17 protein-coding genes are annotated in these 20,451 nt (G+C 68.6%); 6 read left to right on the forward strand and 11 right to left on the reverse strand.

All coding sequences use genetic code 11. The features are described 5' to 3' along the window. Positions 1–31 precede the first annotated feature (31 nt). Positions 32–439 carry a hypothetical protein gene (locus AB0K17_RS27630; RefSeq protein ID WP_365984649.1) on the reverse strand — a complete coding sequence of 136 codons (408 nt, stop codon included), beginning with the start codon at positions 437–439 and terminating at the stop codon, positions 32–34. A 434-nt stretch (positions 440–873) separates the two neighbouring features. Here AB0K17_RS27630 and AB0K17_RS27635 point away from each other — a divergent pair, with 434 nt between their 5' ends. Beyond that, positions 874–1,341, forward strand: coding sequence for a hypothetical protein (locus tag AB0K17_RS27635; protein WP_365984650.1), 468 nt, complete (start codon positions 874–876; stop codon positions 1,339–1,341). Between the two features lie 10 nt (positions 1,342–1,351). Here the strand turns inward: AB0K17_RS27635 and AB0K17_RS27640 are convergent, their stop codons facing one another. The 5 genes from AB0K17_RS27640 to AB0K17_RS27660 all read right to left on the reverse strand — a co-directional run bounded on the left by AB0K17_RS27640 (position 1,352) and on the right by AB0K17_RS27660 (position 10,203). Beyond that, entirely contained in the window at positions 1,352–2,662 is a 1,311-nt protein-coding gene (locus tag AB0K17_RS27640) for a DNA sulfur modification protein DndB (protein WP_365984651.1), read from the reverse strand. Between the two features lie 777 nt (positions 2,663–3,439). After that, positions 3,440–4,276, reverse strand: a complete 837-nt coding sequence (locus AB0K17_RS27645; RefSeq protein ID WP_365984652.1) for a phosphoadenosine phosphosulfate reductase family protein — start codon at positions 4,274–4,276, stop codon at positions 3,440–3,442. After that, complete coding sequence (locus AB0K17_RS27650) at positions 4,273–7,878, reverse strand: ATP-binding protein (protein ID WP_365984662.1); 3,606 nt, start codon at positions 7,876–7,878, stop codon at positions 4,273–4,275. Before AB0K17_RS27650 ends, AB0K17_RS27645 begins: the two co-directional genes overlap by 4 nt. 2 nt (positions 7,879–7,880) lie before the next feature. After that, the gene (locus tag AB0K17_RS27655) at positions 7,881–8,987 is read right to left on the reverse strand and encodes a DUF4007 family protein (RefSeq protein WP_365984653.1); all 1,107 of its coding nucleotides are present in this window, start codon (positions 8,985–8,987) and stop codon (positions 7,881–7,883) included. A gap of 67 nt (positions 8,988–9,054) precedes the next feature. Further along, positions 9,055–10,203, reverse strand: a complete 1,149-nt coding sequence (locus AB0K17_RS27660) for a cysteine desulfurase family protein (RefSeq protein WP_365984654.1) — start codon at positions 10,201–10,203, stop codon at positions 9,055–9,057. A 75-nt stretch (positions 10,204–10,278) separates the two neighbouring features. Between AB0K17_RS27660 and AB0K17_RS27665 the strand changes: the two genes are divergently transcribed. Beyond that, positions 10,279–10,866, forward strand: coding sequence for a nucleoside triphosphate pyrophosphohydrolase (locus AB0K17_RS27665; protein ID WP_365984655.1), 588 nt, complete (start codon positions 10,279–10,281; stop codon positions 10,864–10,866). Positions 10,867–11,523: 657 nt separating this feature from the next. On the opposite strand, the gene AB0K17_RS27670 is transcribed toward AB0K17_RS27665, so the two are convergent. Further along, positions 11,524–12,225: a hypothetical protein gene (locus AB0K17_RS27670; protein WP_365984656.1), complete on the reverse strand. Its 702-nt coding sequence runs from the start codon at positions 12,223–12,225 to the stop codon at positions 11,524–11,526. A 671-nt stretch (positions 12,226–12,896) separates the two neighbouring features. On the opposite strand from AB0K17_RS27670, the gene AB0K17_RS27675 reads away from it, so the two are divergent. Further along, positions 12,897–13,607 (forward strand): hypothetical protein, encoded by a 711-nt coding sequence (locus AB0K17_RS27675; protein ID WP_365969054.1) that lies wholly within the window; start codon positions 12,897–12,899, stop codon positions 13,605–13,607. A 137-nt stretch (positions 13,608–13,744) separates the two neighbouring features. On the opposite strand, the gene AB0K17_RS27680 is transcribed toward AB0K17_RS27675, so the two are convergent. Next, positions 13,745–13,921 carry a zf-HC2 domain-containing protein gene (locus AB0K17_RS27680; protein ID WP_365969055.1) on the reverse strand — a complete coding sequence of 59 codons (177 nt, stop codon included), beginning with the start codon at positions 13,919–13,921 and terminating at the stop codon, positions 13,745–13,747. Positions 13,922–13,970: 49 nt separating this feature from the next. Here AB0K17_RS27680 and AB0K17_RS27685 point away from each other — a divergent pair, with 49 nt between their 5' ends. Continuing rightward, complete coding sequence (locus AB0K17_RS27685; RefSeq protein WP_365969056.1) at positions 13,971–14,570, forward strand: sigma-70 family RNA polymerase sigma factor; 600 nt, start codon at positions 13,971–13,973, stop codon at positions 14,568–14,570. A 69-nt stretch (positions 14,571–14,639) separates the two neighbouring features. Here the strand turns inward: AB0K17_RS27685 and AB0K17_RS27690 are convergent, their stop codons facing one another. The 3 genes from AB0K17_RS27690 to AB0K17_RS27700 are packed head-to-tail and all read right to left on the reverse strand — an operon-like array spanning position 14,640 to position 17,847. Further along, positions 14,640–15,125 carry a copper chaperone PCu(A)C gene (locus AB0K17_RS27690; protein ID WP_365969057.1) on the reverse strand — a complete coding sequence of 162 codons (486 nt, stop codon included), beginning with the start codon at positions 15,123–15,125 and terminating at the stop codon, positions 14,640–14,642. Next, positions 15,122–17,656 carry a heavy metal translocating P-type ATPase gene (locus AB0K17_RS27695; protein ID WP_365984657.1) on the reverse strand — a complete coding sequence of 845 codons (2,535 nt, stop codon included), beginning with the start codon at positions 17,654–17,656 and terminating at the stop codon, positions 15,122–15,124. The genes AB0K17_RS27690 and AB0K17_RS27695 overlap by 4 nt, the downstream gene beginning before the upstream one ends. Then, positions 17,656–17,847 (reverse strand): hypothetical protein, encoded by a 192-nt coding sequence (locus AB0K17_RS27700; RefSeq protein WP_365984658.1) that lies wholly within the window; start codon positions 17,845–17,847, stop codon positions 17,656–17,658. Before AB0K17_RS27700 ends, AB0K17_RS27695 begins: the two co-directional genes overlap by 1 nt. A gap of 231 nt (positions 17,848–18,078) precedes the next feature. Between AB0K17_RS27700 and AB0K17_RS27705 the strand changes: the two genes are divergently transcribed. Continuing rightward, entirely contained in the window at positions 18,079–19,332 is a 1,254-nt protein-coding gene (locus AB0K17_RS27705; protein ID WP_365984659.1) for a cytochrome P450, read from the forward strand. Positions 19,333–19,339: 7 nt separating this feature from the next. Beyond that, on the forward strand, positions 19,340–20,281 hold the full coding sequence (locus tag AB0K17_RS27710; RefSeq protein ID WP_365984663.1) for an isocyanide synthase family protein: 942 nt from the start codon (positions 19,340–19,342) through the stop codon (positions 20,279–20,281). The last annotated feature ends 170 nt before the right edge of the window (positions 20,282–20,451 follow it).

A 20,451-nucleotide genomic window follows, 5' to 3' on the forward strand; every position in this document is an offset into this window, starting at 1 on the left:
CTGAGATACAGCTGACTTTCACCCCGAACTGCTAACGCGTGGCGACGCCATCGCTGGCGTGGCCGACGGCCGTGATGACGATGTCCCCACGGGTGTAGGCAGCGAGCAGGACCTCGGCGAGGTGGGATAAGGAGCGGATACCGTCCGGGCTCTTCTCTGCTGCCACCTTCTCGGCCGCAGCCTTGTGTGTGCGACTGGTGATGCTGACTACGTGGGGGCTGCGGGATCGTCCGCGAACGTAGCGGCCGGCGGTCACCTTGATGGTTCCGTTGACGTAGCCGGCGAGGAGCAGCTCGACGACATGTGGGGTAGTCAGCCCGTTCTCTCGGGCCTTCCCAGGGCTTGTCCCTTCGCCATCAACTGACGCCCATATGAGGTCATTTACGTTGAAGCTGGTCTTCTTCGACGACAGCGGGTCGGCTGAAGGGGTGTCGGCCACTGCTGCATCTTATGACTTACAGCAAAGGGGATGCGACGTGCGGTGACGTGATGCACCCCACTTCACGGTTGTTTGTTTGTTATGCACTTACGCATAAGAATGGCGAGTGCAACACCGTCAGGGACACCGGTAGCCGTTCCGCTGCGGCCTTAATGTCGCAGTGATGAGGCGTGGTTCGTGCGTTCTGGTGCGCTGAGGTGTGGCCCGACTCAGGTATCGCGTATGTCGGGCGAAGAACGACTGCGCGCTGCGCCAGCGCTGCCTGATGAGTAATGACGAACATGATGCACTCGCCGTCCGCTATCGAATGTCCTTATGCTGCCGGCCCCTCAGTGCCGAGCCTGCCTTCATATCTGGAGGTTCGGCTCACGCGAACCTTCCCGGAAGATGCCTGGGGCGTAATTTGTGCACGTTGTGCCCCTGGAGGGGCGGTGGTGAACGAGTGTGATGGCCCGTTCGCGCGGCTTGACGTCGAGGCCGCGGCTCAGAATCACGCCGAAGAGCATGCTCGTAGCGACAGCGCATTACTGACCGAAGAGGAGGAAAGTCGAGCTAGGGAACTCGACTTCTCCGCGGCGCAGGTCGCAGCACTTAGTGCCGCCGGGCAGGAGAGGCTCTATGAAGATGCGAAGGGCTTCTATATACCGGACGAGGTCAATTCGGGGGTGAAGCCTGTTGCCCGGCAGCGAGTAGTCGGGCTAGCTGTCCAGGGTCTCCTCGATCCTCAGCCGGCTGGACCTGGACGCCGTCTGCTCGTTTTGACCGACGAGGGGCGCGATGCCCTCGCCCTATGGGAGCGCGCCCACAGGGCAGGGCATGTCACACCTGCAGCGAAGGACAGCAAGGCTGGAATCCCCGCACGACAGCGCAGGGCGTACACCTTCGTGTCCGACGGCCTGTGACCGTGCTGCGTTAGTTGAATTCCGCGGCGGCAGGGAGACGGCGCATCAGTTCCTCACCGGAAATCGGATACCGCTCGCCGTTCTTCACGGTCCGATAATTCCTAAGAGCCCGTTCGATCTGGCTCTTAGAGTTGGGTGCAAGGTGTGCCAGGAGCAGCTCGTACAGGGCTTGTCCGTTTTCTTTCGCCGTGACCATCTTGCCCTTACGGGCGGCTTCCGGGGTCTCTTGCCAAACGACTGAGAACGGGGCCGCTGTCATTCGCCAATCCAGCTCGTGCAGCCGCTTCAACAGCTCGGGCCAAGGCAGCAAGCCCTGGTCGCTGATGTGGCGGGCGGCGCGAGCAATCTGGATCTGGACAGCGGGCCGCATGAAGGGATGCCCTTCGCCGTCGCGGGCCTTGGGTGCGCGCAAGTCCTTGGGGGCGGCATGTGACTCATAGCGATCACGCATGTCACCACAGGCACTCAGGAGTTCGTCAAGGCGTTGAGCTATGATCTCGTAGCTTTCGTCGAGGACGTCGTCTGTTGCTCGCTGCGAGGTTTTGTTCATGCTCTCGTGGAGGCCAAAGCCAAGTTCGGTCACCAGGTCGTAGAGCACGCCGATGGTGGTCCAGGCAGTCCCGGATACTCCCACCTGACGGGTGGCGAGTCTAAGCTCTCCGTCGTTGCCGACCTTGCTGAAGACCTGGACGGTTCCCTGGCGGCCCAAGAATTCGTGATCGTCCAGAAGGCGGCGAGTGAGGATAGCGAAGCCGTCGTCTTCGTCAAGCGCGATGTTTTCCTGGGCGGTTGTCTTCACCGCGTTTCGGTTGATGTTGGTGAAGAGACGGCGGGTTCGCCGTCGGCCAGCTTCATCGTCAAAGTGGGGCACGACGATCACCGTGATGTCTTCGCGCCCGAGTTCCGGGTTGCGCTTGACTGCATCTTTGATGGCCCTGAGCCGGTGCTGGCCATCGAGTGCGAAGAACTGATGCGTTCCATCGAAGGTCAGTACGCCAAAGTTGCGGTCCATTCCTGAGAGAACGTCGCCGTTGTCAGGGCTCTTCTCCATCTCAAGAGGAATGTACTCAGGCGCGCCTCCCCACGCAGCCACGATGATGGCGCCGAGAAAACGATTCTCGTTTGTGAGGAGGTAGTTCGTGATGTCAGTTGTGCGGCTGCCAACTCCGCGCTGAATCATCGTGCCCAAGTCCTGGTTGCCACCGAGTTCGTGCGCAAAATTGATCTCACGAGCCACCGCAGCGTAGCTCATGAGACAGGAGTAGTACTTCCAATTTCCTACGCGCGCCTCGAAGGCGGGGACGAACGTCTTGGAGGGCATCGATTAACCTCATCTCGTCGGGGTTAGGCTGTCCATGCGGCTCGGGGAGCACCGAGCTTTCCGCGGAGCTTCGGGCGATCTGCATCGTTCAGGGGAGGGTTCCAGAGGCGAATCAGCCTCTTCTCAAGTCCTCTGATTCGACTTCGGTCAGCGACCGTGGTGCACCAGAACTCCATCGGTCGAAGTGGGAGGTAGCGACTGAGTCGCTCGGTGCGCGTCTTTGGTTCGCTGTCGGTCCACAGACTCTCTGGATTACTGCGGAGGTAGCGGCGGTATTCCTTGTAGCGCTGCCGTATTGTGTTACCGTAGTCGGTGTTGGAAGCTCCGGCCTGCCCGACATAGAGCAGCTGAGGGAAGCTGCCATGTGAGGGCCGGCTGTCGACGTGGAATTGGAATCGCGGGCGCCACACGAACATGTATAAGCCAGGCGCATCCGGCAAGGCTGGAGCGAGGTCCTCGGTGGCCTGGTAGACCTCCCATGGTGATGCGAACCGGCGGAGATCTGCGTCGAGTTGCTGACACCGTTCGGCGTCCAGCATTCGGAGCAGGCCAACTTCCATGGGCAGTGCCGGGCTGTCCTCCTCGTGGTACCGCTGAGCTATTCGCGTGAGTGCGTCCCGGCCGTCGGCCATGCTCGGACTGGTCATACGCAAGAGCCCCCCGCTCTCGTGGATGTCGTACGCCTAGTCTGGCATCGATCACTGACCTGGCGTCAGCGAGCTGGCGCGGGATGCCCGGTTTGTGAAGAAGGTTCATGCGCCGGGCATCCTCGATCGCTCAGAGGTGGCACACCGCGCATGCGGCAGAGTCGTCGTCCTCGTCGAGAGCGTCGGACAGGACCTCAAGCAGGGGACGGTTGGGCTTCACGCGTTTGGCTGCGCGCTCGAGGGCGGCTTGGTGCTTGGCCTCGATCTCGTCCCTGCGCTCGATGAGTTCATGGAGGGATTCGCCCTGGGACCACGTGTACTGCCGCTCCTGCATGGCAGTGCGCTGGTAGTTGACCTTCTCCTCGTACGCTATGGCCTTCTCAAACAGCTCAGGGTGCCGGTCCTTGAGGCCAACCCATTCGTGCTTCCGCTGGAAGAAGCAGAAGTAGCAGCCGGAGCGTGTTCGCCACTGGTAATAGTCGGGGAGGCCGATGCCGGCCTCGTCAAGGATGCGGTCGACGCCGGCGCGGTCAATGCCGTCCTCGCGGAAGGGGAAGACGGCGGTGATGTTCGGCTTGGTGCTGACGTAGCCGAGTCGGTTCTCGTCGGCGCGGATCGCGACGTAGGAGATGACCTCATCGTCACCCACCCACTCTTCGAGTGGCTTGATCTTGAGGTTCTTGGTGCACCAGCGCATCTGAGGGCTTGGGAGCGTGCCCTGGTACACCTCCAGCCAGTGATCAAAGTCCCGGCTGGCATTGAGGCGGACGATCGGCTTGCCTACGGCTGCTTCGAGGCGGTTGAGGTACTCATAGGTCTCCGGTAGCTCGGCACCGGTGTCACAGAAGAAGTACTCCATCTCGGGAACGCAATCACGCATGTAAATGGCAAGAGCGGACGAGTCCTTGCCTCCGGACAAGCCGAGGACGTGGCGCTTCTTCCTGTCTGAGTTCTCGGTGCTGGTCACAGCTTCTCCTTCCTCTGGGCAGCTGAGTCGGCGTGTGTTGCTGACAGGCGCTCGGCCAGGGCGGCGAGCAAGATGCGAGCGCCGTCAGGCCCCAGTGCTTCCTCAGCTTGCCGGATGACACTGACAACGAGCTCTTCGGCTGTCTTGCGGGACTGCCGTGGCACGTGGATGAGGGTGCGCTCCTCCTGCCCCTGGGGAGTGGTGAGGGTGAGGAGGTGTGTGTCCAACTGGCGTTGCTCATCCGCGAGTTGCCCAGCAGTATGCGCTTCGTGCTCGTAGAGGTGGCTCACGCGGTCAAGGGCCCGAGCTACCTCTCTGACCTGCCGGGGGAAGCTCGCGACATCCCTGTCTGACCAGTCACCCAATGCCTTGTTCGCGAGCCGGATGATGAGCGGGTCGAGCCAGTCTTCGTCCGGAAGACTCTCGTTGAGGACCCGGGAAACGAACCCGCGCAGGCTGAGCTCGAGTGGAGCGTTCGCGAAGCCTCGAAGTTGCTCGGCGAGTCCGATGCGAAGCTGGGGGAGATCCTCGGGGAGACGGAACTCGCGGCCGATCGTAGCTACTACCTCGCGGCGTAGCGTGGCGCTTGCACTGGACAGCTCATCGAGGGCCGCGGTTAGGCGCGATACGTACGACTCGGTGGTCTTCTCGTCCTTAGTGGAGTTGGCGAGAACGGGCTCGAACCCCAACGCCTTGGGCAAGGAGGTGAAGACCAGCTCGTCCGGGTCGGTCGCACGGGAGAGTGCTTCGCGGACGGCCAGCGCATCGTCGCCCATTCGTCGTGTCTGTCGGGCGTAGGGGTCGAGCACCATCACGCGTTCCAACATTGCCCGTGTGACGGCCAGCAGTGCGGGGTTGCGAGCGGTACGCGAGCGCGGCATCTCGACGTCAAGGGCCTGGGTCAATCCCTCAACTACGAGGCGTCGTTGGCCTCGACCGACTGGTGTGGCCTTGACCGTGAAGCGGTCAGGGTAGGGGACGTTGAGGCGCTCGATGATCTCCGGGGTCAGCCGCTGGCAGTAGTTCCCGTCCTCGAACAAGGCGACGTCGTCGGACCGCAGGATGAGGGCCGCCACGACGAGGATGGGGACGACGCCTGCTTTCACACCGTACGGCGGCGCCATCAAGCGGTGATAGATATCGACGATCGGTGTGGTGCGCTTCGTGTTGGTCAGGGCTTCGTCGAGAGCCTCCCAAACGCCGACGACATGGGCGTGGCGCTCGGGGCTAGGGCGAGAAATGCCGTGGGTGAGGAAGCCGTCACCTTGGCTGTCGGCGCTGGATTCGCCGGCAGCTCGATGGAGCCCGAGGTACTCCACCACACCGTGGTACATCGCCCGTTCCGGGGTGTACTTCTTGGCGTCGTAGCCGAGCAGGGGGGTACCTGAGCGTTGCAGCATGTCGGTCAGCAGCTGGCGCCGTGCGCGGGCGCCGTTGCTGGTGAGCTGGTGACGGCCAACCATCTCATTGCGGATGTGCGGTGTGAGGGGGTAGACACGGTCGCATGCCTGGGAAGCGAGGTTGGCGTAACTGCGGGCCTTGATGGGCTCGTTCGGCGCACTGGCCGTCTCGGAGCCCTGGTCCCACAAGTACCAGGTGGACTCGGGGCTCAGGGGGTTGAACGCCTTGTCCAGCATGGAGCCGATGTTCTGCGAGATGTATGACGCGCGTTCTGTGACTTCTCGCGCTGCCACGTGATCGATGGTGCTGTCTTCGAGGAGTTCCTCAAGTGCCACCAGGTCGATACCGGCTTGCAGAACCTTTTCGGGCGCCTTGGTCGTACCGATGAGGACCGGCAGCGGAGAGTTCACCACGGGTCGGGTTTCAAGGGACCCGAGGTGGTAGAGCATTAGGCCGTCTGCCGCGTCCTGGACGACCTCCGGGCCGTCGAGTTTCTCCGCTTGATGACTGACTGAGGTGATGAAGTACCGGAGCATGCCGGTTCTCTGGCTGTGTCCGCCGGCAACAACCGCTGCGGGGAGCACGGTGCCGAGGTGCTGGCTGAAGTATCGGACTACATCGGCTGGGTCGATGCGTGTGGCAATTTCCCTGACTCGCGCGTCGATGTCGACGTCAGTGCCTTGCCAGACCCGGTACTCGTTGCTGTAGGTGCGGTGGACGACGAAACCGTCGGCTGTAAGTCGTTCCAGTTGCTTCTCCAGGGCAGCGAAGCGCTTGGGATCACCCGCGTCCGCTGGATCATGGAGGGCGAACTGAATCATGGACGGCGTAGCACGGAGGAGGCCGTCCGCATCAATCAGGTTCAGGACGCCGATGACCTTGAGGACTGCCTGGTCTTCGGCCGGCAGGCCATGTGCCTCATTGAGGCGGTTGTCAACCTCGAGCCAGCGGCTGGCGTTCGTGGAGGCGAGGATGGTCGTGCGTCCGGAGGCGAAGAAGTAGTCGTACAGCTGAGGCAGCCGGATGGTGGAGGCGTGCTTCGGCGCATCGCAGGACAGCGTGTCCAGGGTCCGGCGAACGGTGTTGGGCTCATCGCTGGCGAGGAAGCCGGTCAGGCTCCGATCGTGTTGACCGATCTGGGCAGCCAGCAAGGGGGCGGCGACGGCGGTGAGAGGGTGAAGCGGGTAAAGGCCGGCGAACGTCTCGGCGGAGATGTCGACAACTGTGTTGAGGGCGTGCTCGGCCCAGGTGTCTGCTGCGGCCTGCGCCTGGACCCGGACGAGCTCACGGTCGGCGGTGTCGAGACCCGCAGGGTCAAGGCGCCGCTGCATGAGGTAGACGGCATCGCCGAGGTTTGGTGCGAAGGTGATGTCTTCAAAACGTCCCTGGACTTTCGCCCATTCCTGCGTCTGGATGGTGCTGGAGCGCGCTGCGTAATCGGTGAATGCCAGGTGCTGGAGCGTGATCAGGAACAGGCGCATTCCCGAAGGACCAGCGCCTCTTTCGGCGAGCATCTGGAGGAGGTATACATCGCTTCCCTCGTCGCCGGAGTCGCCCTCGGCGGCGAGGTACTCCAGCGTCTTGCCGAACTCGTCGATGATGAGCAGAACCGGAGCGACATCACACAGGACTGCGAAAGCATCGATAAGGCTCTCGGCGGAAGGAACCTCGCGTTCCATGCAAGCCGCAAGTGCCTGTGCGACGGCTTTGGGCGGACGCTTCTTCCATTTGCGCTCGACCGCGGTCTGCAAGGCCCGCCGCACGGTGATCGCCAGAGGCTCCCGGCGCGCAGTGGCAACAGCTCCGAGGAACCCGTCCTTGTGCAGCTCATCACGAACCCGTGCGAGCCGCGAAGCGTGGCCTGGGCCGCTCGCGGCGACGGCTTGCTCAGCTGCCTTCCGCCGGGGCACGTCGTGGCCGAGAAGGGCGTCGAGGAGGTTCGACAGGGTCGACTTACCGGAGCCGTAGGGCCCGGTGAACGACCATGCCCGGGTGCGACGAAGGTCGGATACGGCGTTGGTGACCCGGTCCAGGACGTCGAGGGCGCGCACTCCCACATAGGGCGCATTGATCAGCGGCTCACTCACATCGCGCTCAAGGTTGGTAGAGCGCAGCTCCGAGCCAACCAGCTTGATGCCCTTGGGGATCTGCACGGTGGCCTCGGCCTGACGGTGGCGCCGGGTGGTCTTGGACGTGGCCATGGTCACGCGTTCTCCTCGATCAATTCCAGCTCCTCGATCTGCTGCGGGAGCTTCTTGTGCGCACGCTTGGAGGTGGTGGTGTTCAGGCCGGGATACCGCTCCGCCCACTCATTCGGAGTCGGAAACCCATCACGGTTGCGGATGTTGCCGTAGTGCTCGTCGAGGATGTCCCAAGCCAGTAGCTGCGGGTTTCTGCTGAACGTGAGGCTGCGCTGTCCGAGCGCTTCCACAAGGTTCAAGTCAGGGTGATCGTTGACAAGATTCTCGATGGCCGTGGCCAGATCCGGCTCCCGCATACGAAAAGCTCGACCGGGGGCGCCAGTCTCATTGGCGAGCCTGGCCAGGGTGATAGAGCCCGCATTCGCCGAGAACCGCGATGCGTAGTCCAGGCAGGCGTAGACCAGAACCGGGGCCGGAAGATTGGAACGCGTGCCTTGGGTAAAACGCCAGGTTCGCTGACGACCCTTGCCCTGTCCTTCAAGGAGACCCAACTCGCGGAAGGGAGACATGAGCAAGTCCTCGAAGCTCCCGGGCGATAGCGGGTTGAATTCATGGTCGAGGGCGTACATCTTGATCAGGCAGTCGACGTCACGAGTGATTGACTCCGTCGCAGGCCAGTCCTTCTCGCTGAACCCTTCATGAACGCGGCGGGTGATGACGCTGGTCATCTCCGCCGAGGTCACGCGGGAGAAGGGCGCGAGGTTGAACATCACATACCAACTGGGCGCCCAGCACTTGGCTTGAGGCTCAGATGACACGAGCCACCAGTGCAAGAGCCAGAGGCTTCCCGTGTCTTCGAGGTAGGGATCTGCTCCAGCTTCGTCAAGTAGCCAGCCTGCACGCCAGGTTGGCGATGCGATGTACGAGCGGTAAGACGGGTCCGCATGAGGGTGCTCGCGCGTCAGCTTGAAAGCCTTCGACCAATACCTCATCGAATTGACCATGTTCTTACCCACGCCAAGCAGGACGGGCGCATCCTCGCGGTGGAAGATCTGGCTGTCGTCCTTGACCTGCATATAAGCCTTGTGCAGCCAGCCGAAGCGCGGAGCAAAGGTTTCATGCCGTGAGAAGGAGAGTTCGACGGCCTCGGCAAGCCGGCTGTCTGACATGTAACTGGACCTTTCGGTGGAACAAGCAGTTACGCAAATGGAGGTGGCCCCGAATGGGCAACGCCAGTCAGGCCCCGTCAGTGACTGTCAAAGCGGACCGCACACGGGAGACCGCATTGACGGTGGCGTCCAGCGCGACCTCGATATCGCCAACGGTTGTGCCGTAGCCGAGCGAGAAGCGCACCGTGGAGTCGGCGTCGTCGCGGCTGTGCCCCATGGCGAGGAGGACGTGGCTTGGGCTCGGTGCCCCGGACGAGCAGGCGCTGCCGTCGGATGCGGCGACATGAGGCATGGAGGCCAGAACGGCATCGGCCGGCACCCCGGGGAAGGTGACGCTTGTGACGCCGGGCAGCCGCGGCACGCGCGCACCATTGATCCGGCATCCCGGTACTCGGGAGGTCAACCCTGCTTCGAGAGCATCACGCAGACCGGTGACCCGCTCAGCTTCCTGCTCGAGGTGCTGTCGTGAGGCCTCGGCGGCCGCTCCAAGTCCCGCGATACCGGCAACGTTCAGCGTGCCAGCGCGCCACCCGCGCTCATGTCCACCACCGACGAGGAGCGGCCGGTGCGGGAGAGGGGTTCCACGGCGGATGAAGAGTGCGCCGATACCCTGTGGACCGCCGAACTTATGGGCTGAGAGCGACAGGAGGTCGACGTCCATGTTGGAGAGATCGAGGGGGAGCCGCCCGACGTACTGCGTGGCGTCGGTATGGACCAGGACTCCGGCTTCACGAGCAACCTTGATGATGGGCGCCAGGTCGGTAAGCACCCCGGTCTCGTTGTTGGCGAGCATCACGGAAAGGAGGGACACCCCGCGGTGACGAACTGCCGCGAGCAGAGGCTCCAGGTCGACAACGCCGTCTCCATCGACGGGGAGTAGGACAAGGGAGCCGGGATCGTTGGCAGTGACCGCGCGTGCGGTTTCCAGCACGGCCGGGTGCTCGACCATCGTGGTCACTAGGGTTCCGCGGCGGCCGCAGGCGGCGCGCAGGGCGAGATTGTTCGCTTCCGTGGCGCCAGAGGTGAAGATGAGTTCGCCCGGCGAACAGTTGAGGAGGCTGCTGAGCTGACGACGTGCTAAGTCAACACGGGTCGCGGCTTCACGCCCCAGAAGGTGCATACTTGAGGCATTGCCGACGTCCTGAAGCGCGTTGATCGTGGCCTCGAGAGCCTCCGGGCGCAGCGGCGCGGTGGCGTTGTAGTCGAGGTAGACCACGTCTGTCGCGGCAGAGCCGCCCGTCATGATTCCCCCAATTGTCGGAATGCGCGCCTATAGACAGCACTCCTGGTGATGCTCCTCGACGAGGTCCCCCCATTCCGCCAGGAGTGCAAGGAGATCCTAACCCCCACCCGCCGGCCGAGTATGGTCATCCATCCTGAACGCGACAGTGCAGGCGTGGGTGTTATGTGCCACTTGGGTGTCGCGACGAGCGAGCGGTGGCGTCGTAACCTGCGGTGTGATGTCTTGCGGGTAGTCGGCGGCAGCGGAGATCTGCCGGGGAGGAGGCGGGGTGTGAGTCGGATCACGTCCGAGAGGAACGGGGAGCCCCTGTCCTTGAGTGAGGGCAAACTTGTCCGTGACCGGATCCCAGAGATCATCCGCAGCGGCGGTGCGGAGCCCGTGACATATGTGGCGGAGGGCGACGAGTACCGGGAGCGTCTGCATGCCAAGCTCCAAGAGGAGGTCGCGGAGCTCCTGGAGGCGGAAGAGCAGGCCGTGGCTGGAGAGCTGGCCGATGTGCTCGAGGTAATCCATGCGCTGGCGGTCGACTCTGGCATGAGTGTTGCTGAGCTCGAAAGTCTCCGGTCGCAAAAGGCCCGTGAGCGAGGTGGCTTCGACGGTCGCGTCGTATGGATCGGTAACGCAGGGTCGCCCTGAGGTCTTCATGCGTCTCGTGCCCTGCTTGCCAGTCGCCTTTTAAGGCAGCTCTGAAGGTGAACTGGGCGGGCAGGTGGCGTGAAGTCACAGCTGTCAGCTGTTCGATGGACCGTTCTTTAGGACGCGGTTCGTCGCCGTGTCGACTTTCGCGCGAGGTCGATGACCTGCCCTTGGTCGTGGGCGTAGCCCGCGATGCGGTGCGGGTATCCGGCTGCGGCCAGGTGGCGCGGCGGCGTTCAGCCGCGCGCTGCTGCTGCCGCTGGAAGCGCTCGCACTGGACGCGGTGCCGGTGACGGCGGCGCTCGGCCGTGGCGTCGGTGCCCAGGTGCTCGACGGCGTCCTGCCAGCTTGTGACGGGCTCCGAGCAGTCCTCGGTGGCGGCGCCGATACCGCTGAGCGCTTGGTCGGTGAGGTGGTGCAGCTCTCCCTCGCGGCGGACGGGTCCGAGTTTGGTGAGCTTCTTGATCTGCCGGTACGCGGTAGGGCGCGAGACCGTCGCCGGGCCCTGGAGCTCTTCGACGGTCTGCCCGTCACGCTCTGCCCGGGCCGCGACGACGGCGAGGCCGATGTCACCGAGGCCGAAGTGGGCGAACGCGTCCTCGGGAGCGAGGCGGCTCGCAGTGCGCGAGTCGAGATCGGCGCGGGACTCGGCTCGTCTCACCTCTGGGCCACTCCTGGCTCCCCAGCCTGCGGCCACTGACGGTTGGTCTCGTCGTGAGACAGGTCGTGAGGGTCGGTGAGGAGCCAGGTAGCGCCCTCGGTCGGCGACCCGGAGTCGAGCTTGCGCAGGTGCCCGCTCTTCTCCAGGCGCTCGTTCGAATTGCGGATCGTCTCCCGCGCGCAGCCGACCTCTTCGGCGAGATGGTGCTCGGAGAAGGTGTGCCGTCGGCCGCCAGCCTTCTCACACACCGCGAGGCGAGCGGCGAGGTTCTTCAGGTCGGTCTTGCCCGCGCTGCCCTTCCACGGGGTGCGCTCGACGCGGGCATGGTAGGCGGCGAGATCGGCGTGGGCGTCCTGCCGGGAGTCGATCCGGTCACTGCCCTGGACGCGGGTCTTCGCGCGGTCCCAGACGCGGTCGAGGTAGGCGACGGCGGCATCGTGGCCGGAGCGGTGGGCGAGGTCGCGGGCGTGCGCCCCGCCCCGGCCGCTGCCCTTGAGGACGACGTCGCGGAAGTTGATGCGGTCGGCGCCGACGCGGATGGCCTCGGTGGTCAGGGCACAGATGACCCGGTGGCCGTGGTCGCTGGCAGTGTGCGAGTCCTTGCCGATCACCAGCCCGTAGCGGCCGTCGGCGAGCTTCTTCTTCGACCACGGGGTGTAGGTGTCGTCGGCGTCGCCCTCGACGAGGAGACGCGTCATGCGGGGCGAGAAGCCGGAAGGCAGCAGCTCTTTGTGGAGGGGGCGACGGCGCTGGCCGGGCAGTCGAGAAGTTAGAGCTGTGACGCCAGCGATGCCTGTGGGGCGTGCCGCGTCAACAGGGAAAGAGGGGGTGCGTCCCTTCGCTGCTCGCGGTGGAGCGGTCGGGGAGTCGTATGAGAGCATCGTGCCTGTCCGGATCTGGGATCGATCCGGTATCCACGAGGACTCGCCAAAGTACGCACGTGGATACCGGGAGGAACAGACCGACGGGTTCGGACACCAGGAAGTCCCGAAGCGCACTTCGCGCCTCGGGGCTTTGTGGTATTCCACGCCCCGTTGATCTGCGGGTTCGATCCGGGCAGCACGAGAACCCAGCCCCCCGCCCCCACGGCCCCGATGACCGGGCGGCCGTCGGGCACATTCGGGCACATGGCAGTGCCCGCGTGGGGGGTAAACCGGGGGAAACAGGAGGAAACCGAGGGAAGCCCAAAGTGGGCGCAGCAGGTGAGCCGGTCAGACAAGCAGCAGGTCAGACCGGTCTCGCCCACCCCGCCCCGTACCGCCGGGCGGACGGTACGGGGCGGAGCCGTGCGCCGAGCGGGGGGTCGTACGGGCGTCAGCGCGCCCCCCGCCGTCGACGCGCGCGGGGCGGGTGCAACGATGTCCCCGTCATGAAAACAGGGCAGCAGGCCGGCCAGGTCCCGCGCACGCTGCGAGCCGGGGTGTTCGCAGCGGTCTGCGTGCTGCTCGCCGCCCTCGGCCACGCCCTGATGTCCGGCACCACCGTTCCCTGGTGGGCCGTCGCCGTCGCCCTGACCGGAACCGGCAGCTGCGCCTGGTTCCTGGCGGGCCGGGAACGCGGACCGCTGCTGATCACGCTCGCCACGGTGGGCGCACAGACGGCCCTGCACTCCTTCTTCACGGTCGCCCAGAGCGTGCAGCAGGGTGCGCAGGCCATGCCGAGCGGCCCGTTCGACCACGCCCTGATGCCCGCCGCCGGCACGATCTGCGGCGGGTACGGACTGCCCGCCCCGGGCGCCGCGGCACCTCATGACATGGCCGATATGAGTGGCGGCATGGGCATGCCCGGCATGTCCCACGCCGGGCACGGCGCGCTCGGCATGTGGTCCGCGCACGTCCTCGTCGCCCTCGTCTGCGGCATCTGGCTCGCCGGCGGCGAGCAGGCCGCGTTCCGGCTCGCCCGCACCGTGCGGGCCCGGCTGCGTGCGCCCCTGCTGCTGGTCCTGCAGGTCATACCGGTACGGCCCGGGCCGCCCCGCGTCCGGGCCGGGCTGGCCCACGCCGTACAGCGGCTGCGCCAGCTGCTGTACGCCCACGTCCTCCCCACGCGCGGTCCTCCTGCCCGCGTCGCCGTCGTCTGACGGCGACCCACCGGGCCGAATCACCTCACCGGGCCCGCCCGCCACAGGGGAGTGGAGCACCCCTCCCCGGCCGCCGGGCGCCCGGATTCCAGGAAGGACCCAGGGCGATGACCCCTGCCCTCACACCGCCGGCCTGCTCAGCCGAGGTCCAGCCCCGCCGCGAGGACCTTCAGCCTGCGGGCCCGCTCCTGCCATTCCCGGCACTGCGCGCACCCCTCCAGATGCGCCCCGACCACCGGCCCCGGCATCCCCGGGGGCGGCTCCTCGCCGTCGAGGAAGGCGGAGACGGCGGTACGTACCTCACTGCAATGCACCCCGCCATCGTCCCCGGCACCGCGCCGCGCCCCCGCACCGGGGGGCGTCGTGCGTGACGACGAGACGGTGACCGCCTGGGCCCTGGCCGCGCGCAGCGGCGACGCCGAAGCGGTCGACCACTTCATCAGGGCCACCCAGAACGACGTGCGCCGGTACGTGGCACGGCTCAGCAACGACCCGCAGGGCGCGGACGACCTCGTCCAGGAGACGTACCTGCGCGCGCTGCGCTCCCTGCCGCGCTTCGAAGGCCGCTCCTCGGCCCGCACCTGGCTGCTGTCCATCGCCCGGCGCACGGTCGTGGACCGGCTGCGCTTCCAGGCGGCACGGCCGCGCCTGTCGGACACCGACGACTGGCAGTCCGCCGCCGAACGCGCCCAGCCGGCCGCGCTGCCCGGCTTCGACGAGGGCGTCGTCCTCTCGCAGCTGCTCGACCGCCTGCCCTGCGAACGGCGCGAGGCCTTCGTCCTCACGCAGCTGCTCGGGCTGCCGTACGCCGAGGCCGCCGTGGTCGCCGGCTGCCCGGTGGGCACCGTCCGCTCGCGCGTGGCGCGGGCGCGGGAGGCGCTGATCGTCCAGCTCGCCGCGGCCGAGCACGAGGCCGCCGCGGAGGCGGCGGCACGGGAGCGGGTGCCCGCGCTGGCGGGCTGACCCGGCCGGTCGCGCAAAGGGGCCCACGGTGCGGACGTCGCACCGTGGGCCCCTTTTTGCCGCTGCCGGCTAGTTCCCCGGGCGTACGACGACCGCCTCCCCGCGGATCGTGCCGCTCTCGCGGAACCGCAGCACGTACGGCAGCCGGTCGCCGACACGCAGGGCGGGCGGCCGGTAGACCATCACGTCCACCGTGTGCGGCGACATCACCAGCGTCCGGCGCGCCGGCACGGTCACCGAGTGGACCATGCGCATCGTGCCGGCGCCGTTGCGCACGACCGTCCGGCTCAGCATCGCGCCGCCGGCCGTCGGCACGTCCACGCCGATCAGCTCGTCGTCCACGTCGCCGGAATTGCGCAGCCGCAGCAGCGCGGCGGTGTCGTCCGAACCGAACGGTACGAGGACGCGGGCCTCCTCCACCGTCACCGAGGCCGGGCGACCGGCCGCGCCCGAGGCCGCCCACGCGGTCAGACCGGCCAGGGCCAGGGCACCGGCCGCGGCCGGTACGAGCGCGGCACGGGCCGCACGGACGGCGCTGATCAGGGAGTTCTTCACCGGGACTTCCTTGCGGCGGGGGGACGGGGCTGCCAGCTGCGCAGCCGCAGGCTGTTGCCCACGACCAGCAGCGAACTGACGGACATCGCCGCCGCCGCGAGCATCGGACTGAGCAGGCCGACGGCGGCGAGCGGCACGGTGACCAGGTTGTACGCGAACGCCCACGCGAGGTTGGACCGCACCGTCACCGACGTGCGCCGGGCCAGCCGGACCGCGTCGCCCAGCGCCCCCATGTCCTCACGGACCAGCGTGACGTCCGCCGCACCGATCGCGGCATCCGTGCCGCTGCCCATGGCGATACCGAGATCCGCGCCGGCAAGGGCGGCCGCGTCGTTGACGCCGTCACCGATGACGGCGACGCGGTGGCCGCTCTCGCGCAGGGCGCGCACGAGGGCGGCCTTCTCCTCCGGCGTGGCCCGCGCGTGCACCTCGTCGATGCCGAGGCGCTCCGCGACGCTGCGGGCGGCCGCCTCGGTGTCACCGGTGGCGAGGACCGGGCGCAGGCCGAGGCGCCTCAGGTGGTCCACGGCGCGGTAGGTGTCGGGGCGGACGGTGTCGCCGAGGGCGATGACGGCTGCGGGGGTGCCGTCGATGTGGACGACGACGGGGGTGTCGCCGCGGGCGTCGGCGGCGGCCAGGGCGGTGCGGAGGGCTTCGGCGGGGTGGGAGGGGTGCCCCGCTCCCGCCCTTCCACCGTTCCCGGGGGGCAAGCCCCCCGACCCCCCGTCACGGGGCTCCGCCCCGTCCCCCTCCCGGGGGCTCCGCCCCCCGCCCCCCGGGAGGACGGCGGGCCCGCCGCCCGGGTGGGCGGACTCCGGGGCGTCGGCGGTGGCCGGGGCGGGCTCCGGGGTGGTGGCGGTGATGGCCCGGGCGGCGCCCGTCGGGGCGGCGGTGGCCGGGACCGCTTCCGCCCCCGCCGCCCCCGCGGTGGCCGGAGCCGCCCCCGTCCCCGCCCCCGGTCGGGTCACCGTCACCTCGTGGCCCGACACCATGGCGCGGATGCCCAGGCCCGGGGTTGCCGTGAAGGACGTGGCCTGCGGGAGGGGGCCCGTCAGGGCCGTGGCGTGGGCGTGGACGGCGCGGCCCACCGGGTGTTCGGAGCCGGCTTCGGCCGCGCCTGCCAGGGTCAGGGCCCGCTCCGCGGTGCAGCCGGGCAGGGCGACGACGTCGGTGACCGTCATGGCGCCCGTCGTCAGGGTGCCCGTCTTGTCGAGGACCACTGTGTCCACCCGGCGCAGGCCCTCCAGGGCCTGGGGGCCGCTGACGAGGATGCCGAGGCCGGCGCCGCGGCCGGTGGCGGCGAGCAGGGCGGTGGGGGTGGCCAGGCCCAGGGCGCAGGGGCAGGCGACCACGAGGACGGCCACCGCGGCGGTGACCGCCGCCTGCGGGGCGGCGCCGGCGCCGAGCCAGAAGCCGAGGACGGTGACGGCGACGGCCAGGACGGCGGGGACGAAGACGCCCGCGATGGCGTCGGCCACGCGCTGCACGCGGGCCTTGCCGGTCTGGGCCTCCTCCACCAGCCGGGCGATACGGGCCAGTTGCGTGTCGGCGCCGACGGCCTCGGCCCGTACCTCCAGCAGGCCGCCGGAGTTGACGGCACCGCCGACGACCGTGCAGCCGGGGCCGGCCTCGACGGGGGCGCTCTCGCCCGTGACCAGGGACAGGTCGAGGGCCGAGCTGCCGCTGACGACCACGCCGTCGGTGGCCACGCGCTCGCCGGGGCGTACGACGAAGTGGTCGCCGACCCGCAGCTCGTCGATGGGCACCCGGCGCTGTGTGCCGTCGTCGGCGCGGACGACGACGTCCTTGGCGGCGAGCGAGGCCAGGGCCCGCAGGGCGGAGCCGGTGCCGTGCCGGGCGCGGGCCTCCAGCAGGCGGCCGGTCAGGACGAACAGGGGCACGCCGACGACGGCCTCCAGGTAGACGTCCGCGGTGCCGCCGGTGGCCGACGGCACGAGCGTGAACGGCATCCGCATGTCCGGCTCGCCCGCGCCGCCGAAGAAGAGGGCGTACGCCGACCACAGGTAGGAGGCGACCACGCCCAGCGAGACGAGGGTGTCCATGGTGGCCGTGGAGTGCCGCAGCCCGCGCAGCGCCCTGTCGTGGAAGGGCCAGGCGCCCCAGACCGCGACGGGGGAGGCCAGGACGAAGCACAGCCACTGCCAGTTGCGGAACTGCAGGGCCGGGACCATGGAGAGCACCAGCACCGGTACGGAGAGCAGGGCCGTGATCAGCAGGCGGACCAGCGGGCCGGGCCCCTCGCCCTCCGCGGGGGTCGTCTCCTGCGTCAGCGGCTGCGGCAGCGCGGCCGTGTAGCCCGCGCCCTCCACCACGGCCACCAGCTCGTCGGCGGTCACCTGCGCGGGGTGGCTGATCCGGGCCCGTCCGGTGGCCAGGTTGACGCTCGCGCTCACGCCCTCCAGCCGGCCGAGCTTCTTCTCGACGCGGGCCACGCAGGCGGCGCAGGTCATGCCGCCGACGATCAGCTCCGTGGTGACCGCCGGCGCCTGGGTCGAGGTGGGGGTGCTCATCAGTGCTTCATCCCGTTCATGCCGCCCATGCCCCCACCGCCCGTGCCCGGGCCGGAGCTCCCGCTGGGGTGCATGCCGGGCGCCACGGGGCCGGCCGCGGCACCGGCCGCCCAGGCGACGCCGAAGAGGGCGGCCAGCAGCAGCAGGAAGCCGACGAGGGGTGCGTACGGGGGTACTCGGCGTGCGGTCATCTGCGCATCGTGGCACGGTCCGCCCGGCCGTCCGGGCGCATCGCCCGCTTCCCGGCGCGTGAGGATTGTCCCTTTCGCAGCCGGGAACCAGCGGGCCCGCGCGGCCGACTACCCCGGGATACCGGGGGCGTCGACGGGCGCCGGCCCGGGAGTCGTACGAAAAGCCGGGAACTCGCCCGCGCGGGCGTACGACTTCCTTGGGGTCCACGACCTCGCGAGGAGCCCCACGCCGTGCCGCTGCCCGACCCCGTCCCCCTCTTCGGTCCCGCGTACAAGCGCGACCCCTACCCGCTGTACGCGCGGCTGCGCGCGCAGGGCCCCGTCCACCGGGTGCTCTTCCCCAGCGGGGTGACCGCCTGGCTGGTCACCGGGCACGCCGCCGCACAGCGCACGCTGGCCGACCCGCGGCTGGGCAAGAACCACGCGCTCGGCAACGACCGCTGGCGCGCCCGCGCCTCGATCATGCCCGAGCCCCAGCACTCCCAGCTCCAGGTGCACCTGCTGCACCAGGACCCGCCCAAACACACCGTCATGCGCCGTCTGGTCACCGACGCCTTCGCGCCGCGGCGCATGGAGGCGCTGCGGCCCCGTTTCCAGGAGATGGCCGACGCGCTCCTCGACGCCGCTCTGCCTGCGGACGGGGCCACCACCGTCGACCTGGTGCGCTGCTTCGCGGCCCGCTTCCCCTTCCAGGTGCTCGCCGAGGTCATCGGACTGCCCCCGCACCTGGCGGCGCGCTTCCGTCGCGACTGGGGCAAGGTCGTCGCGCCCGTCGGCCCGGCCGACCCCGGCCGGCCCGCGTACGAGGCGCTGCTGCGCGAGCTGCAGGCCTACATCGCCGAGGTCGTCGCCGACCGGCGCGAGCACCCCGGCGACGGGCTGCTCGGCCGCCTGGTCACCGCCCACGACGCGGGCGAACTGACCCGCGAGGAGCTGGACTCGATGGTCTTCCAGCTGCTCGTCGCCGGCCAGGAGCCGGTCACCAACCAGATCACCACCGCCGTGGTGGCGCTGCTGCGCGCACCGCAGGCCCTGGCCCGGCTGCGCGCCGAGCCGGACCTGATGCCCGCCGCCGTCGAGGAACTGCTGCGCATCGACAGCGCCTTCGAGCTCACCACCTGGCGCTTCCTCGCCGAGGACGCCGACCTGCACGGCACCCGCGTGCCCGCCGGCGACTCGGTCATCGTCTCGCTGTGCGCGGCCAACCGCGACCCCGAGCGCTTCCCCGACCCGGACACCCTCGACCTCGACCGGGCACAGGGCCCGCACCTGGCCTTCGGCCACGGCATCCACTTCTGCCCCGGCGCGGCCCTCGCCCGCATCGAACTGCAGGTTGCGCTCGGCACGCTGATCGCCCGACTGCCCGGGCTGCGCCTGGCCGTGCCGGACGAGGAGCTGCAGTGGATCCCCGCCGTCCTGGGCCGGGGCACCAGCGCCCTGCCCGTCACCTTCGCCCCGCCCGCCTGCCCTCGCCACCGTGGATGACCGCAGCATGACCCTCGCCCCTCCCGCCCCCGCCCCGGCCCCCGCCTCCTGCCTGGAGGCCCGCATCCTCGCGCTGCTGCTGCCCTACCACCGCACCGCCGGGCCGGCCGCGCCGGACCCGGCCCGCCACGCGCGGCAGTTGCAGCGGATACGCAGGTTCACGGACGCGGGCGAGCCCGTCGTGCTGACCCTGCCGGGCTTCCCCTGCAAGTCGCCCAACCCCGCCAAGGTCCTCGGGCGCCTGCCCGACGAGGGCGAGCGCCTCTCGCTGGCCTTCCTCGACGGCCTGTGCGCCCGCATCGGCGAGCTGTACGCACCCGGCGCCCGCATGGTCATCTGCTCGGACGGCCACATCTTCGCCGACAGCATCGGCGTGAGCGACGAGGACGTGGACGCCTACGGGGACGAACTGCGCGCCCTCATCCGCCGCGAGGGCCTGCGCCACCTGGACACCTTCGACCTGCGCGACGTGCACGGCGACCTCGGCCACGACGCCAAGCGGCGCCTGGTGACCGACGCCTACGCCCCCTCCGTGGAGGAGCTGCGCGCCAAGGTGCGCAGCGACGAGGAGACCGCCCGGCTCTACCGCGGCATCACCCGCTTCCTCGTCGAGGACACCGCCCACCACACCGGCAGCCGCTCGGCCCTGCAGCGCGCCTGCCGGGCCCGCGCCTACGAGGTGATCGCCCGCAGCCAGGCCTGGGGCGCGCTGGTCGCCGACCGTCACCCGGATGCCGTACGCCTGTCGATCCACCCGCAGCCGGTGGGCGGCGAGAAGTTCGGGATCCGGCTGCTGGAGTGCGCCGACGTATGGGCCACGCCCTGGCACACGGCCGTCCTGAAGGACGCCGCCGGCCGGGCGCGGCTGATGCGCCGCGCGGACGCCGAGCGGCTGGGGCGCCTGGTCCTGCGCGACGGACGCCCCAGCCACTTCGAAGCGACCACCTAGGGCGTGTCCGGGGGGTCATGCAGTGCCCCGTCAGGGGCGCGGGGCGGTGTTGTTCTGCGGCTGTCGCCGCGTGGGCGCGATCGGCCGGCGACGGCCCGCAGCTGACACGCCACCCCGGGGGTCGGGGTGCGGCTGGTGGTCGGGGGAGCCTTCTCCACGTACGCCCTCAA

Source organism: Streptomyces sp. NPDC049585 (assembly GCF_040675615.1).
GTDB lineage: Bacteria > Actinomycetota > Actinomycetes > Streptomycetales > Streptomycetaceae > Streptomyces > Streptomyces luteosporeus.

Excerpts from the sequence above, each read along its gene's own strand:
- AB0K17_RS27710 (WP_365984663.1), top strand. The coding sequence starts at position 19,340 with ATGACCCTCGCCCCTCCCGCCCCCGCCCCGGCCCCCGCCTCCTGCCTG.
- AB0K17_RS27670 (WP_365984656.1), bottom strand. The coding sequence starts at position 12,225 with ATGACGCGTCTCCTCGTCGAGGGCGACGCCGACGACACCTACACCCCG.
- AB0K17_RS27695 (WP_365984657.1), bottom strand. The coding sequence starts at position 17,656 with ATGAGCACCCCCACCTCGACCCAGGCGCCGGCGGTCACCACGGAGCTG.
- AB0K17_RS27675 (WP_365969054.1), top strand. The coding sequence starts at position 12,897 with ATGAAAACAGGGCAGCAGGCCGGCCAGGTCCCGCGCACGCTGCGAGCC.
- AB0K17_RS27665 (WP_365984655.1), top strand. The coding sequence starts at position 10,279 with ATGCTCCTCGACGAGGTCCCCCCATTCCGCCAGGAGTGCAAGGAGATC.
- AB0K17_RS27650 (WP_365984662.1), bottom strand. The coding sequence starts at position 7,878 with ATGGCCACGTCCAAGACCACCCGGCGCCACCGTCAGGCCGAGGCCACC.
- AB0K17_RS27640 (WP_365984651.1), bottom strand. The coding sequence starts at position 2,662 with ATGCCCTCCAAGACGTTCGTCCCCGCCTTCGAGGCGCGCGTAGGAAAT.
- AB0K17_RS27700 (WP_365984658.1), bottom strand. The coding sequence starts at position 17,847 with ATGACCGCACGCCGAGTACCCCCGTACGCACCCCTCGTCGGCTTCCTG.
- AB0K17_RS27655 (WP_365984653.1), bottom strand. The coding sequence starts at position 8,987 with ATGTCAGACAGCCGGCTTGCCGAGGCCGTCGAACTCTCCTTCTCACGG.